Source organism: Candidatus Caldatribacterium sp. SIUC1 (assembly GCF_051549785.1).
In the GTDB taxonomy this organism is placed as follows: Bacteria; Atribacterota; Atribacteria; order Atribacterales; family Caldatribacteriaceae; genus Caldatribacterium.
In genome coordinates, this window is sequence record NZ_CP189974.1 from 597,155 (window position 1) to 611,896 (window position 14,742).

A 14,742-nucleotide genomic window follows, 5' to 3' on the forward strand; every position below is an offset into this window, starting at 1 on the left:
TGTGGAAGATCGACGTGCTCCCGCTTGGCTTCTTCTGGCGGAGAGGGTGGGATTCGAACCCACGAGGCAAGCTCTCACTTGCCTACTCGATTTCGAGTCGAGCGCCTTCGTCCAGCTCGGCCACCTCTCCACCTATATTGTACTGAAAAATGCGCCCGATGGCTACAGGGGGTGTGGGTTCCTCTTGGAGGAACACCGAAAGGTCTGACGTCTCTTGGTCCTCTCCAAGCGGTGGCGTGGCTTCTCCCTCATCCTGGCTCTGCCATTGCTTCACCGGGAGCCTCGAATAGCGAGAGGCGGATGCCTCAGGGAACGAGAGAGCCGTTGGGATGTTGAGAGAAACCGATGCTCGCGCTTATCTCATCGACCAAAGCCTGGGGTAGCCTGTTGGCCGGTGCGCAGATTGCCTGCGAGGGCTTTTCGAGCAGAATGTGGAATGCGCCCCAGTCACGTCATCCTGGCTGGGAATGCTTTGTGCTGTGGACAGAACAGGGAGGCGAGCAGTCTCTTTGGGTTTCCGGGCCTTCTCCCATCGAATGGTAGAGACAACGGGGAGGGCGAACAACCCGGGGTAGGACTAATAGGTAAGAGTACGTCTGGATTCTTGGTCATCCCTCTGCCTCTACCACTTGGTAGATGCTGAACCCCTTGCGGTTTCCATTCTGCTGCCTTAGCGCGCCAATTGGTGTTCTTTAGCCAATTCTCGGCGAGGAGTTAACGAACTTTTACACTTTCTTCGCATTCCCTTCACCTTTGCGTGGTACCCTGAGGACAAATTCAGGGAAAGGAGCTGGTAGGATGTTCCGGAGGTTGTGGGTTTCCCTGGTCATTGCGGTGCTTCTCTTGCTGGTAGCGGCGTCTTTTGCCTGGGGTTTTGGACAGGTGAAGTTCGCGGTGCTTTCCGATCCCCACTTGAGCTTCCCTGCTGCGAACACCAAGGACTACGTGAAAATGGAGGACTCGTCAGTAGCGCTCTTTAAGGAAGCCATCGACAGCGTGAACGCCATTCCGGATCTCGATTTTGTGATTTTCGCCGGGGATCTCACCAAGGATGTGGAGCCCTGGAATATCGATTTACTGCGGGAGATGCTCGAAGAAATCCGGGTGCCCGCCTATGCGGTTTTAGGAAACCACGAAGTGAGCCCCATCCCTCCCAAGGATAAGGAAGCGCCTTTAGCGACGCTCATCGGCGATTCCAAGTACACCGTGGTCTTCGCCCTCCAGGGGTTTGGGTTCAACGGTCCGCAGAGTTACTGGACCGCCGAACCAGTTCCGGGGCTTTTGCTCATTGGACTTGACACCACCAAGGTGGGGAGCTGGGGCGGTAAGGTCTCTCCGGCGCAGCTGCGGTGGCTGGAAAAAGTCCTTTCTACCAACCGGGATAAGCTCACCATCGTGGTGGGGCATCACCTCCTTGTCCCCTTCCGGGAAGAAGAGAAGAAGCCCGAGTGGAAGAACTTCTACCTGGATAACGCTGAAGAGGTGATTGCGCTTTTCGAGAAGTATCCCCAGGTCTCCTTCTACCTCTGCGGCCACCGGCACGTGAGCACCATCCCGGTGGAGAAAAACGGCATCTGGTACATCGAGAACGCTTCCACCCTCACCTACCCCATGTCCTACACCGTGTACACCCTGACGCCGCAGAAGCTCGAATATGAAGTGGTGCGCCTCAAAGCCACCCCGGAGATCTGGGAAGTGGCCAAAAAGACCATGGGAGAAGATCCTTTCTGGAAGCCTAGGGCCGAGGCAACTGCTGAAGAAACCCTGGCGTACGTGGAAGCGGCCGATTTTGTGAAGTTCAGCATGCCGGTTCGGTTTCAGAAAAAATAGGAAAGGAGGTTTGTGGAAATGGTCTCTCGGTTTCGGTACCTGGTTGTAACGGTTGTGCTCATGGCCATGTTCTTGGGAAGCGTCGCCTTTGCGGCTGGGGTAAAGTACGTGTTCCTCTTCATCGGCGATGGAATGAGCATAAGTAGCGTCACCGCCACCGAGCTCTACCTCTACGATGTGAAACGGGGTGAAAAGGATGCCCCCGGGATCGAGCGGATTTCCTTCACCAAGTTCCCGGTGGTGGGTCTCATGAACACCTTCGACGCCGGCCGGTACATCACCGACTCGGCTTCGGCGATCACCGCCATGTTGAGCGGCCGGAAGACCTTAGACGGCGTCCTCAACATGGACGTGACGAAAACCGAGAAGTTCACCACCTTGGCCGAAGAAGCCCAGAGAGCCGGAAAGAAGATCGGAGACTTGAGCACCGTGTCACTCGACCACGCCACCCCCGCAGGATTGTATGCCCACAATCCCTCCCGGAATAACTACTACGACATCGCCCTGGAGTTGGCAAAGAGCGGTTTCAACTACTTCGCCGGCGGTGGTTTCCGTCAGCCCACCGGAAAGGAGAAGGACAAGGAGAGCATCTTCGACATCCTCAAAAAAGAGGGCTACACCGTGATTCAGAGCCGCAGCGACTTCGAAAAACTCACCGCCCCCGCCGACAAAATAGTGGTGATCAACCCGGTGCTCGATGCTGAAGCCGCCATGCCCTACGCCATCGACCGGGGAGCTGAGGAGTTTTCTCTGGCCGAACTCACCCGCAAGGGCATCGAGCTCCTTGCCGACAATCCCAACGGCTTCTTCATGCACGTGGAGGGCGGAAAAATCGACTGGGCCTGTCACGCTAACGACTTGAGAGCGGTCATCGGGGATATCCTCGATTTCGAGCAGGCGGTCGCCGAAGCGGTGAAGTTCTACGAGAAGCACCCTGAGGAAACCCTGATTGTGGTTACCGCCGACCACGGGAACGGGGGCTTGAGCCTCGGTTATGCGCTCACCGGCTACAACCTCTACCCCCGCAGGCTCGACCACCAGAAGGTCTCCTACGAGGTTTTCGAGAAGAAGGTGAAGGAGTACTTCGAGAAAACCCCCGCTGCGGAGCGGAGCCTCGAGAACTTCTGGCCGGTAATCCAGGAGAACTTCGGACTTTTGTGGCTTTCGGCAGAGGAAAAGGCGAAACTCCAGGAAGCCGCCAAGGAGAATGCCGAGGCTCGGGAGAAACTCGCCATGGCGCTTTCTGATTACGAGCGCGAGCGGCTCGAGAAAGCCTTTGCCGCCAGCATGGCCATCTTGCAGGGCGAGAAGTTAGAGGGTGACGAAGCCAAGGTGCTCTACGGTGGCTACGATCCCCTCACCGTGACGCTCACCAAAATCATTGCCGAGAAAGCCGGTTTCTCCTGGACTACCTACGCGCACACCGGTGAACCCACCCCGGTCTTTGCTCTGGGTGCCAGAGCAGAGCTCTTCGACGGCTATTACGACAACACCGAATTCTACGTGAAACTCAGAGAGGCTCTGGGACTCACGGTAGCAGCCGCGCAGTCTCAATCTCAGTCCGAGCGGGGATACTGAGCAAAAACAAACTCCTCCCCAACCCTGGACCCCCCTCTTGGGGGGTCCAGCCTTTTTTCGTCCAAGATATCCTGGCAAGACACAGTTGAGGTACATAGCCCATGGAACGCTGGGCACTCTTTCTCAGCAGGACTCAGCGTGGTTTCAACCACTCAGTGCTGGGTTCTACTCGCCTCGTATTCTCTGAGCGGGTTCACACCTGTGGACGCTCAAGAAACCGGTATATCTTGGTTCCTTTTCTCTAAAGCTCCAGGGCGGATTTCTCTTCTTACGAACTTCCTTACCTTTAAGGTGGGACCTTGTGGTACCGAGGTTCGTCTTGTCTTGGAGTGCACCAGAGCGTCTCCCGGAAGGAGCGGCATAGCCGCTCTGTCACCCCAGGGGCATGACTCAAGGTGGTCCAAGATTGGCTCTTCATCGTCAACAAGCAATTATCCGGAGAAATAGTCGTTCCCTGTCTCCCCCCTCCCTCACCTTCATTGAGCCCAACTTGCCCGACCGCGTCACCCCGTCGACACCAGGGCCGACTTCACCCGAACTCCGGGGATACTCCCCAGGCGTCCGGTGAGGGCTCCGAGGGTATCGGTATCGCCATCAACGATGAGGGCAATGACCGAGATGTTCCGTTCCCGGTAGGGAATGCCCATGCGGCCGACGATGACGTCACCGAATTCCCCGAGGATTTCATTCACCCGCTCTGCCTGTTGCTCCCGGTCGGTGACGATGATGCCGATAACCCCAACCCTACTTTTCTTTTCTCCTGGCGATGGACACATTGGCCGTTTTCAGGACCTCCCGAAGCGCCAGGTAGGTAGTGTACCAGTGGTCAACCCGTGCTTCAAGCTCTGCAATGGGCTCAAAGGTCTTCTCCACCCGGAATGCCCGGGAAAACGCCTCCTCAGGACTTTTGTATACCCCCGCGCCGATGCCAGCAAGGAGAGCAGCCCCCTGGCAACTCCCTTCCTTTTCAGCGGGAACGACGATGGGTTTTTTCAGGAACGTGGCTTTGAGGCGCATCCAGAGGGCATTCTGGACTCCACCCCCAACGTTCACCGCCTGGGTGACCATGTAGGAGAGCTCTTTCTCCATTCGCTCCCAGATGGTCCTGTACTCCGCGCACAACCCAAAGAGCACGGAGAGCACGAAATCCTCTTGTTCTGTATCTCCCGAGAGGTTCAGGAAGGCCCCCTTTGCCTCTTCGTACTCTCCCCCAAGGAGGTATGGGAAGAAGAACGGTACGTCCTCCTCGCGCACGGGGTCGAGCTCTGCGAAAACCTCGTAGGATTCCCTAAGGAGACGGAGTATCCAGTCGACGGCGAATCCACCACTATAGATACCTCCCATGGCGTAGTAGAGGGGGAAGACCACGTGGTGGCCGAAGGAAAAGGGCTTCCCTCCGCTATCTCCGGCAAAAGAAGGCGGATGTTCCAGGGGAACCATGAGGGATTCCGTGGTTCCGGTGGAAATGAGCCCCCATCCTTTCTGGAAGACCCCGCACGCTAAGGCGGCGCAGGGGTGGTCATGGCCCCCGGTGACCACGGCAACGTCTCCGGGAAGACCACACTGTCTGGCGGCCTCGTGCCTCAGGCGCCCCAGGGCAACGCCAGAAGGACATAGGGGGGCAAGCTGCTTTTCCTCCACTCCCACAAGGCCGAGGAGTTCCTCCCTCCAGGTGCGGGTGTGCTGGTCAAAGAGCATGGTCCGGGAGGCAAGCGAGTAGTCGAAAGAGAGCTCGCCACTCAGGGCAAAGAGCACAAACCCCGACATCGAGGTCCAGAAGCGCACCGCCCTGAACACCTCCGGTTCATGGCGGCGGTGCCAGAGGAGCTTGTAGAGCGAGTACTTGTGGTGGGGGGAGAGCCCTGTGGTCTCGTACACCCAGGATGGGTCAAGGGCCACTTCTGCAGCTTCTTCTTTCGTTCTTTCATCGTACCAGGGGATGCACCGGGTGAGGGGTTCACCACGCTCGTCAAGCCCCACCATGACCTCGGCGAAGCTCGAAACGCTCAGGGCCCTGACACTTCTTCGCACACGCTCGGGAAACCCCGCTACGGCCGCAAAAAGGAGAGTAGTGAGTTCTTTCGGGTCGTAGTAGGGGCCGTGGGTATCCGAAAAAAGCGGTGTTCTGAAGCTCGTCTCGGCGAGGGTCTGTCCGTCTTCACTGTACACCTTGAGCTTGGTGTTGGTGGTCCCGATATCGATGCCAAGGAGGAGCGGCATTATCCCCTCACCTCAAGCAGGGCTGCGGTTTTCCCCACCCGGATGATGCAGTGGGTAGGACACTTCTCAATGCAGAGCCCACAGAGGGTGCACTTTTCCCGGGAGATCACAATCCTTCCGCTTTCGAAGGTGATGGCACCCTCCGGACAGGTCCGAACACAAACCTGGCACTTGATGCAGCCTTTTGCGCAGACCTTCCGGACCTCTCTGGCGGCATCAAGGGACACACAGGCCACCGTGACCTGCTCTTTCCTGGGGACAAGGGCGAGAATTTTTCGGGGGCATTCGGCCACGCATTTCCCGCATCCCGTGCACTTTTCCCAATTGACAACTGGAAGCCCGCTCTCCGGGTCGATGTGCATGGCCGAGAACGGACACACCTGGACGCAGTCACCAAGACCCAGGCACCCAAAACGGCACCCCTTGAAGGATCCGGGAAGGATGTGTGCCGCCTTGCAGCTTGCCACTCCACTGTACTCGGCAACCGCCTGGGCCACGCCTTTCCCGCCTTGGCAGAGCACCACGGCTCTTTTGACCTCCCAGTTACTGGCTTCCTGCCCAAGGAGACGGGAGAGCTCTGCCCACACCTTCGGACCCCCAACGGGGCAGGCATTTGCTGGCGCCTCACCTGAAGCGATTTTTTCGGCAAGGCCGCTGCAGCCCGGGAAACCACAGGCACCGCAGTTTGCCCCAGGGAGGACCCGTTCCACTTCCTGCACGAGGGGATTCACCGGGACGGCGAATTTCCTGGCAAACCAGGAGAGCATGAGCCCGAAAGCAAGGCTCAGAGCGCCAACGAGTACTGTTGGGATGAGGATGTTCATGCGACCTTTCCCCCTACTTCACGAGTCCCTTAAAGCCCAGAAAGGCGATGGCCAAAAGGCATGTCGCCACAAAGACAATCGGATACCCCTGCCAGAACCGGGGTACCCGAGCCATGCGCAGGCGTTCCCGGATACCGGCAAGGAGCACCAGGGCCACCGTGAACCCCAAGGCCACGCTTATGCTGTACACCACAACCTGGAGGAGGGTGTACCCGTAATCCACCCCGAGGAAGGTGACGGCAAGGATAGCGCAGTTTGTGGTGATGAGGGGGAGGTAGATACCCATGGCCCGGTAGAGATTCGGCACATTCTTTTTGAGGAGAATCTCCACAAGCTGCACGAGCGTTGCAATCACAAGGATGAACACCATGATGCGGAGGTACTCAAGCCCCAGGGGGACGAAGATGTAGTTCCAGAGAACCCAGGTCACGATGGAGGCAAGGACCATCACAAAAGTCACGGCCATCCCCATACCGATGGAGTTTGCGACACTCGAGGACATACCGATATAGGGGCAGAGGCCGATGTAGCGGGCGAGGATGATGTTGTCCACGAAGGCGGCGCTGACGATGATTTTAAGAAGGGTGAGGATTTCGGTGTTCATGGTTTCACCTTCCTCAGCGACCAGTTGAGGAGCGCGATGTAGATGCCGATGAGGAGAAAAGCTCCGGGGGGCAGGATCATCGCCATCATGCCCTGGTAAGTTCTGGGGAACACGGGACGAGAGAGGATTTCCCCATAGCCAAAGAGCTCCCGCACAACACCGATGGCGGTGATGACGAGGGTGTACCCCACCCCCATTCCCAGGGCGTCGGCCACGGCAAGAAGGGGAGGTTTCCTCGAGGCGAAGGCCTCGGCCCGGGCCATGATGATGCAGTTCACCACGATGAGGGGGATGAAAATACCCATGGCCTTCGAAAGCGGTGGGAGGTAAGCCTTCATCACGAGGTCCACGATGGTGGTGAAGGTGGAGATGACCACGATGAAGATGGGAATGCGCACCTCGTTGGGGACGAAATTCCGGATGAGAGAAATCACAAGGCTCGAGCAGGTCAGAACGAAAATCACCGCGGCCCCCATCCCGAGGCAGTTCTCAACCCGCACCGAAACAGCAAGGACCGAGCACAGCCCGATCATGAGCTTCAGCACCGGGTTTTCTCCCAAGAGCCCGTTCCGGAAGTGGTACCAGAACTCCCGCATCATCGCTTTTCACCTCGCACGATTTCAGCAACCTTCGCGCACGCCCGCGCCACGGCGCGGCTTGAAATGGTAGCGCCACTCACCGCCTGGACGTCTTCCCCCACCCTGAAGGGGCTTGCTAAGGATTTCCCCAGAAACTGGGAGAGGAAACCCACCTCGGCGATGTTTGAACCGAGCCCCGGGGTCTCCTGGTGTTCCAGAACCTTGAGGCCGGTAATTTTTCCCTCCTCTGTGTCCACCCCCACAAGGAGCACGATGGGACCGCCGTAACCGGTGCTTGCTACTTTGAAGACCATGCCCCGGCGTTCCCCGCCACTCTGTGCCTCGTAGGCTTCGAGGAACTGGATTTCCTTTGACTCGGGGAGGGTCCCCAGGGCCGCAAGATCAAGGGGGGTGAAGGTTTCTGCTTCGGGGAAGACAACCCCGAGGGCTTCTTTGAGCTCTTTCTTCGCCTCTTCGGCGATTTTTTCTTTCGTCACCACGTACACCACAGAGAGCGAGAGGGCGGCCGCCACACAGACCACCGTCAGTGCCAGTGCCACACGCAGGATTTTCCTCATGCTTTCTTCACCCCGAATCTCCGTGGCAGCATCCGGTCAAGAAGCGGCACCAGAGCATTCATGGTGAGGATGCCAAAAGTTACCCCCTCAGGGTACCCCCCAAGCCACCGGATGATGCCCGTTAAGGCTCCGGCGCCAAAGCCGAAAATCATCCTCCCCCGGGAGGTCATGGGGGAAGTGGTGTAGTCAGTAGCCATGAAGCACGCCCCCATGACGGCGCCACCGGCGAAGAGGTGGAAGAGGGGATTCTGGCGGGCAAAAAGCGCCACAGAAGAGAGCCCGAGGGCGTAGAAGAGGGGAATGTCCCACTGGACCACACCCCGGGCAAGGAGGTACGCAAACCCAAGGAGTAGAAGGAACGCTGAAATCTCCCCAATGCATCCGGGGATAAGCCCCATAAAGAGCCGGAAGAGGAGGTGGGGAGTTTCCCACACCGCAGCGTATCCGTAGGCCTTGACAATCCCAAGGGGTGTGGCGCTCGTCACAACATCGACTGGCGTGGCGTATGAGGTCGCTCCAAGGGCAAAGGGAGGACGCACGTACCAGGTGGCCATGATTTTCGGCCAGGAGATGAGGAGCACAGCCCGTCCTACAAGGGCCGGGTTGAAGATGTTCTGTCCTATCCCTCCGAACATCTGCTTCCCGAGGAGTATGGCCACGCCTCCGCCCACAATGGGGATCCAGAAAGGACACCCGGGAGGAAGGGAGAGCCCAAGGAGCATTCCCGTGACCACGGCGCTCCAGTCGCCTACTGTGGGAGGGCGGCGGAAGGCCAGGCAATCCAGTGCTTCAAACCCCACACAGGAGAGGACAGAGAGCACAAGGGGCGGCAGGGCCAGGCGGGGTCCAAAAAACGCCACGCCCCAGGCAGCGGCGGGGAGGAGCGCCAAGACCACCTGCTGCATGATCCAGGGGACGGTAACCGGACTTTTCAGGTGAGGTGGGGCAGAGGTGACGAGTCTGAGGTCTTCCACGTCATTTCCCTCCCCGTTTTCGGTGCATCACTTCGAACTTTGCCAGCTTCAGGAGGTGCACTAAGGCAATCCCCGCAGGGCAAACGTACGCACAGGACCCGCACTCCACACAGTCGAGGACCCGGTTGTCCTCGGCTTCGGCAAAGAGCCTCTCTTCGGCGAGCCTCCCAAGGAGATACGGCAGAAGGCGCATAGGGCAGTGGGCAACGCACCGTCCACAGCGGATGCAGGAGTACTCTCGCTTTTTTGGGACGTTCCGGAAAAAGAGGAAGCCCGAGGTTCCCTTGATGACGGGAACGGCCAGGGATACCTGGGTGATGCCGGTCATCGGTCCGCCCATGATGATTTTCCGGGGTGGGGCGGTGAACCCTTCGCAAAAATGCACAAGGTCCTCAAGGAGCATCCCCAGGGGGACTTCGAAGTTCCCCCGCTTTTTCAGGCAGTCTCCAGAGAGCGTAATGACCCGCTCCACAAGAGGAAGACCTGTTCTGGCCATCCGGCCGAGTGTTGCCGCAGTCTGCACGTTGTTCACCACAACGCCCACGTCAAGGGGAAGCCCTCCTGGAGGGACCTCGCGGCCCAGGATGGCAAGAATCAGGTGTTTCTCCGAACCCTGGGGGTATTTGGTCCTTAAGGGGACAACCTCCGCGGGGATGGGAAAGTTCCGGAGGAGGTTCGCCACGTGGTCGATGCAGTCTCTTTTGTTCTCCTCAATGCCGATGTAGGCCCTTTTGGCCCCGCAGGCCCGGACCATGATACGGAGCCCAAGGAGCATCTCTTCGGTACGTTCCAGCATCACCCGGTGGTCACAGGTGAGGTAGGGCTCGCATTCGGATCCATTGAGGATGAAGGAGTCGATGGGTTTCCCTTGAGGCGGGGAGAGCTTCACGTGGGTTGGGAAGGCTGCTCCCCCAAGCCCTACAAACCCCCCTTCCCGGACGAAGGCTCGCAAACGCTCCGGTTCGAGGTCCTCGATGGTTTCCGGAAGCGGTTCGTAGCGGTCTTCCTCGCCCTTTCCGTCGTTCTCGATGAGGATGGCCTGGAATTTCCCCATTGTTGGATGCGCCCACTCCTCGATCCCGGTAACCTTCCCGCTCAACGGGGCATGGACCGGCGCAGCCACAAAGGCGTCGACGTCGGCGATTTTCTGCCCCCGTTTGACCGTGTCCCCCTTTTTCACCAGAGGCTTCAGGGGAGCACCGGTGTGCTGGATGAGGGGAAGGACAACACGGGAGGGCTCGGGAACGCGAACGATGGGGAGGTGCGCGGTGTCTTCCTTGTGATGGGGAAGGAAGACTCCCTGAGGAAAGGTTCGAAGCTTCATCGTCGCACGTCGCCTCCTTTGACGTCCTCCTGCCACACCTCTTCGACGAAGCGAGTGTGGAGGTTGCCTTCGAGGAAATCGGGGTGCGAGAGAATCCGGAGGTGCAAGGGAATGGTGGTGGCGATGCCCTCGACGAAAAAGGATCGCAAAGCTTCCCGGGAACGGCGGATGGCGAATTCCCGGCTCACATCCCACACGATGAGTTTTGCGATGAGGGAATCGTAGTGAGGTGGGACGGTATAGCCGCTATAGCAGTGGGAGTCCACACGGATTCCCGGACCCCGGGGAATCTCAAACTGCACGATACGCCCTGGAGAGGGGGCAAAGCGTTTCTCAGGGTCTTCGGCGTTGATGCGCATCTCGATGGCGTGACCCCGCAGGACGACGTCTTCCTGACGGAAGGCGAGTTCCTCTCCTGCGGCCAGGCGAATCTGCTCCCGCACAAGATCCACTCCGGAGATTTCTTCCGTCACCGGGTGCTCCACCTGGATGCGGGCATTGAGCTCCATGAAGTAGAAGTTCCCCTCGGGGGTCACCAGGAACTCAAAGGTCCCGCAGGTCACGTACCCCAGGGCTTTTGCCGCCCGGACGGCGGCGTCGAGAATCTCTGCGCGAAGGGTTGGGGAGAGACCGGTGGCCGGAGCCTCCTCGAGGATTTTCTGGCGACGCCGCTGGAGGGAACACTCCCGCTCTCCAACGTGGATGACGTTGCCGAACCGGTCGGCGAGAATCTGCACCTCGATGTGTCGGGCCCGGTCAATGAGCTTTTCGATGTAGAGCTCCTCGTTCCCAAAGGCTGCCTGGGCCTCCCGGCGAGCGCTGTCGAAGGACTTTTTGAGGTCGTCGTCGCTCTCGATCACCCGGATGCCCCGGCCTCCTCCACCCAAGCAGGCCTTGAGGAGGAGGGGGTAGCCGATTTCCCTGGCGATGTCGTGAGCATCGGCAAAGGTCTTTACCGGTTCTAAGGACCCGGGGATTACCGGGACTCCGGCCTCGTGCATGAGGCGTTTGGCCTGGAGTTTGTTCTTCATTTTCCTCAAGACATCAGGTCCCGGACCGATGAAGGCGATACCCCGTTTTTCGAGCTCTTCAGCGAAAGTAGCGTTTTCTGCCAGGAATCCGTATCCCGGATGCACGGCATCGGCTCCGGTGATTTCGCAAGCCCGGACGATTTTGGGAATGTTCAGGTACGTTTCGATTGCCGAGTTCCCTCCCAGGGCAACCTTCTGGTCGACGAAGCGAAGGTGGAGGAGATTCGCGTCGGGGTCGGAGAACACCCCCACGGTTTTGAGTCCGAGTTCCTTGCAGGCCCGAACGACCCGCAGGGCGATTTCTCCCCGATTGGCGATGAGGACCTTGGAGAACAAAAAAATCCCTCCTAAATGAGCACTCGCTCCTCGGGATAGACGAGCAGTTCCTTCCGTTCTCGAGCAACACCCATGGCTACCAGGGCGGTGAAAATACCCACTCGCCCAAGGAACATCGTTACAATGATACCAAGCTTCCCCAGGTCTGACAAGTTCGGCGTGACTCCCCGGGAGAGCCCCACCGTGCCGAAGGCCGAAACGGCCTCGAAGGCAAGGTCGAGGGGATCCCCCTTCTCGGTGGCGAAAAGGAGCATGGTGGAGCAAAAGACCAGCCCCAGGCCAAAGCAAAACGCGGCCAGGGCTCTGCGGACGGCGTTTCGGGCCACCCGCCGGTGGAAAAGCGCCACCCCCTCCTGACCCCGGAGGGTGCTCCGGACGAGGGCCAGAAGGAGCGCCAGGGTGGTGGTTTTCACACCTCCCCCTGTGCCCCCCGGGGAAGCACCCACGAACATGAGGAACATGAGAAGGAGCGCCGAGACCGGGCGGAGACGGGCGATGGGAACGGTACTGAACCCTGCGGTTCTCGGCGTGACCGCCTGGAAGAGCGCGGCCATGAACTTTCCCCAGAAGGGGAATGCCCCCAGGGTCGTGGGGTTTGAGGATTCCGTGATGAGGAGGAAGAACGTCCCGAGGGCGATGAGGGCGACGGTCGTGGTCACCACCGTTTTGGCGTGCAGGGAGTTCAGGCGGCGGTGTTCCAGGAACTCCCGGATCACCACAAATCCGATACCTCCAACCACAATGAGCCCTATAACGGTGAGGTTCACAAGGGGGTCAAGGGCAAAACCCTCGAGGCTATCCGAGAACACCGAGAACCCGGCGTTGCAGAAAGCGGACACCGAGTGGAAGAGGGCGGAAAATAACGCCTTCGTGGGTGGAAGGTGCCGCAGAAAGGCTACAGAGAGGAGGAAGAATCCCACGCCCTCGACCCAGAGGACGTACCGCAGAACGTCTAAGACAAAGCGCACTGCTCCTCCGGGAACGTCGAGGCTGAAAGAATCCCGTATGGCCAGGCGATCCCGGTACTCGATGCGGCGCCTCAGGGCCAGGGCAAGGAGCGTCGCCACCGTCATGTACCCCAGTCCCCCAAACTGGATGAGGACGAGAATGACTATCTGGCCCCAGAGGGAAAAGAACGTTCCGGTGTCCACGACGATAAGACCCGTAACGCACACCGCGGAGGTGGCGGTGAAGAGAGCGTCGATGAACCGTATGGCATTCCCTGAAGCCACGGAGAAAGGAAAAAGCAGAAGGACCGTCCCGATGAGAATGAGGGCAGAGAACCCAAAAAGCACGAAAGAAGCCGGGGAAAGCAGAGTCAGGCGTCTTCTCAGGCTCTGGAGAAGTACTGAAAGACTTTCGCTGATCACCCTATCGCCTTCTCATGCGAAGACTCCGAAACGCCGGGCTTCATCGTACATAGCGACGATGTTTTCTGGAGGAACGTCTGGCTGAATGTCGTGCACCGCGCAGAGCACATATCCCTCAGGGCCGAGGTCCTCGATGCGGCGGCGAACTTCCCGGCGCACGTCCTCTTCAGACCCCCGGGGGAGGACGAAGGTCGTGTCGACGGCCCCCCAGAAACACAGGTCCCTACCGAAGCGCTCTTTGAGGACCTTCGTGTCCATGCCCTGAGCGGAAACCTGGATGGGGTTGAGAATATCCACCCCGATTTCGATGAGGTCGGGAATGAAGGGGGCGATGCTCCCGCAGGAGTGGTAGAGGAGCTTCGCCCTGGGTGCCATTTTCTTGAGGTTTTTGAAGTACTCCCTGTGGTATGGTTTCACGATGTCCCGGTAGGTCTTCGGGCTCATGATGGTGCTCTCGGCGGTGGCCAAATCGTCACCCACGAAGATCACGTCGAGGAACTCTCCGCACTCGGCAAGAAACAGCGAGTACCGCTTGAGCTGGTACTCGTACATCTTCTCAAGGAGTGCCGTGGCAAAATCCACGTTGCAGACGAGGTCAACGAGGAAATTCTCAAATCCCCGCAGGTACCAGCAGGGCTCGAAAATCCCCGTGTCAATCATATCCCCCACAAGGAGGTACGTTCCCTCTTTGGCGAGCGCCTCTGCTCGCTCCCGCACCCCCTCGAGGTTCATGGTCTTTGCAGGGTCCGGCCATTCGTAATCCTCGAGCTCTTCCAGGGTTTTTCCCGCCAGAGGATGCTCCACCATGTCGTAGTAGAGCCCGTTTTCGGGCATCCGGTATTTGATGCCGAATTCGTTGTAGTACGTTCGCTCATCAACCCACCGCTTTTGCGGAAGGGGTTCGGGATGGATGCCCCGGGTATCGATGCCCAGGATGTCGAGGACCTCCTCGTCCACGAAGACAATCTGGAAGTTCTCCATCATGAGGCGGGTTGCCTTCTCAATCCCGAGATAGGCCTTGAGGTTCTCGTAGGCTTTCTTCGTGAGGGTGGTGCAGTTCGTCGTCCCAAGGTCCAGAGGAATACGGTCAGGAACTGCATGGTTCAGCGCACGCAGCGCTCGCTCTCTCGGTGTCATGGCACTCCCTCCAGAGCACACAACTAAAAAGAATTATACCACACAGGAACGTTTCAGAAAGCTCTTTCGAAAAACGTCCCACATGGTACAATGGGGACTAAAGTCCTGCGGATTTCGTCCGATAGAAAGGAAGGGAAGGGGTGTCCTGGTGCTTCTTGTTGCCGGCGGCGAGGAGACCATGAGTCCCAGGGAGCTCGTGCTTTCTGCTTTCGAGGAGGTGGTCTTCCTCCAGGACCTTGTGGCACGGGTAGGGTTACCTCTTCCAGTGGTGTGGGAAATCGTCCTGAGCCTGGAGAAGGAGGGGAAGGTGGCGTACTTCTCCTGGCGGGGAAAAACCGTGATCGTCAAGAGGAGGTGA

General features: G+C 58.7%; 14 protein-coding genes and 1 tRNA gene. 3 read left to right on the forward strand and 12 right to left on the reverse strand.

What is annotated here, in order from left to right:
• Window positions 1–35: 35 nt before the first annotated feature.
• Window positions 36–130 (reverse strand) — tRNA-Ser (locus tag ACP6EK_RS03035).
• 668 nt (window positions 131–798) lie between these two features.
• Here ACP6EK_RS03035 and ACP6EK_RS03040 point away from each other — a divergent pair.
• Both ACP6EK_RS03040 and ACP6EK_RS03045 read left to right on the forward strand, forming a co-directional pair.
• The gene (locus tag ACP6EK_RS03040; protein WP_438317711.1) at window positions 799–1,830 is read left to right on the forward strand and encodes a metallophosphoesterase family protein; all 1,032 of its coding nucleotides are present in this window, start codon (window positions 799–801) and stop codon (window positions 1,828–1,830) included.
• A gap of 18 nt (window positions 1,831–1,848) precedes the next feature.
• Window positions 1,849–3,408: an alkaline phosphatase gene (locus ACP6EK_RS03045; protein WP_438317714.1), complete on the forward strand. Its 1,560-nt coding sequence runs from the start codon at window positions 1,849–1,851 to the stop codon at window positions 3,406–3,408.
• A 503-nt stretch (window positions 3,409–3,911) separates the two neighbouring features.
• On the opposite strand, the gene ACP6EK_RS03050 is transcribed toward ACP6EK_RS03045, so the two are convergent.
• The 11 genes from ACP6EK_RS03050 to ACP6EK_RS03100 are packed head-to-tail and all read right to left on the reverse strand — an operon-like array spanning window position 3,912 to window position 14,384.
• Complete coding sequence (locus ACP6EK_RS03050; protein WP_438317717.1) at window positions 3,912–4,184, reverse strand: TM1266 family iron-only hydrogenase system putative regulator; 273 nt, start codon at window positions 4,182–4,184, stop codon at window positions 3,912–3,914.
• Window positions 4,153–5,628: an FGGY-family carbohydrate kinase gene (locus ACP6EK_RS03055; protein WP_438317720.1), complete on the reverse strand. Its 1,476-nt coding sequence runs from the start codon at window positions 5,626–5,628 to the stop codon at window positions 4,153–4,155. The genes ACP6EK_RS03050 and ACP6EK_RS03055 overlap by 32 nt, the downstream gene beginning before the upstream one ends.
• Complete coding sequence (locus tag ACP6EK_RS03060) at window positions 5,628–6,452, reverse strand: RnfABCDGE type electron transport complex subunit B (protein ID WP_438317723.1); 825 nt, start codon at window positions 6,450–6,452, stop codon at window positions 5,628–5,630. The genes ACP6EK_RS03055 and ACP6EK_RS03060 overlap by 1 nt, the downstream gene beginning before the upstream one ends.
• Before the next feature lie 13 nt (window positions 6,453–6,465).
• The gene (locus tag ACP6EK_RS03065) at window positions 6,466–7,056 is read right to left on the reverse strand and encodes an RnfABCDGE type electron transport complex subunit A (RefSeq protein ID WP_017889414.1); all 591 of its coding nucleotides are present in this window, start codon (window positions 7,054–7,056) and stop codon (window positions 6,466–6,468) included.
• Entirely contained in the window at window positions 7,053–7,652 is a 600-nt protein-coding gene (gene rsxE, locus ACP6EK_RS03070) for an electron transport complex subunit RsxE (protein ID WP_438318854.1), read from the reverse strand. Before rsxE ends, ACP6EK_RS03065 begins: the two co-directional genes overlap by 4 nt.
• A complete protein-coding gene (locus ACP6EK_RS03075) occupies window positions 7,652–8,212 on the reverse strand; it encodes an RnfABCDGE type electron transport complex subunit G (protein WP_438317727.1) in 561 nt (186 codons plus the stop codon). The genes rsxE and ACP6EK_RS03075 overlap by 1 nt, the downstream gene beginning before the upstream one ends.
• Window positions 8,209–9,186, reverse strand: a complete 978-nt coding sequence (locus ACP6EK_RS03080) for an RnfABCDGE type electron transport complex subunit D (RefSeq protein WP_438317730.1) — start codon at window positions 9,184–9,186, stop codon at window positions 8,209–8,211. The genes ACP6EK_RS03075 and ACP6EK_RS03080 overlap by 4 nt, the downstream gene beginning before the upstream one ends.
• Before the next feature lies 1 nt (window position 9,187).
• Window positions 9,188–10,510 (reverse strand): electron transport complex subunit RsxC, encoded by a 1,323-nt coding sequence (gene rsxC, locus ACP6EK_RS03085; protein ID WP_438317732.1) that lies wholly within the window; start codon window positions 10,508–10,510, stop codon window positions 9,188–9,190.
• A complete protein-coding gene (accC, locus tag ACP6EK_RS03090; RefSeq protein ID WP_438317735.1) occupies window positions 10,507–11,877 on the reverse strand; it encodes an acetyl-CoA carboxylase biotin carboxylase subunit in 1,371 nt (456 codons plus the stop codon). The genes rsxC and accC overlap by 4 nt, the downstream gene beginning before the upstream one ends.
• An 11-nt stretch (window positions 11,878–11,888) precedes the next feature.
• Window positions 11,889–13,247 carry a TrkH family potassium uptake protein gene (locus ACP6EK_RS03095; protein ID WP_438317738.1) on the reverse strand — a complete coding sequence of 453 codons (1,359 nt, stop codon included), beginning with the start codon at window positions 13,245–13,247 and terminating at the stop codon, window positions 11,889–11,891.
• A 12-nt stretch (window positions 13,248–13,259) separates the two neighbouring features.
• Window positions 13,260–14,384 carry a uroporphyrinogen decarboxylase family protein gene (locus ACP6EK_RS03100; protein WP_438317741.1) on the reverse strand — a complete coding sequence of 375 codons (1,125 nt, stop codon included), beginning with the start codon at window positions 14,382–14,384 and terminating at the stop codon, window positions 13,260–13,262.
• Window positions 14,385–14,532: 148 nt separating this feature from the next.
• On the opposite strand from ACP6EK_RS03100, the gene ACP6EK_RS03105 reads away from it, so the two are divergent.
• Window positions 14,533–14,742, forward strand: coding sequence for a hypothetical protein (locus ACP6EK_RS03105; RefSeq protein ID WP_438317744.1), 210 nt, complete (start codon window positions 14,533–14,535; stop codon window positions 14,740–14,742).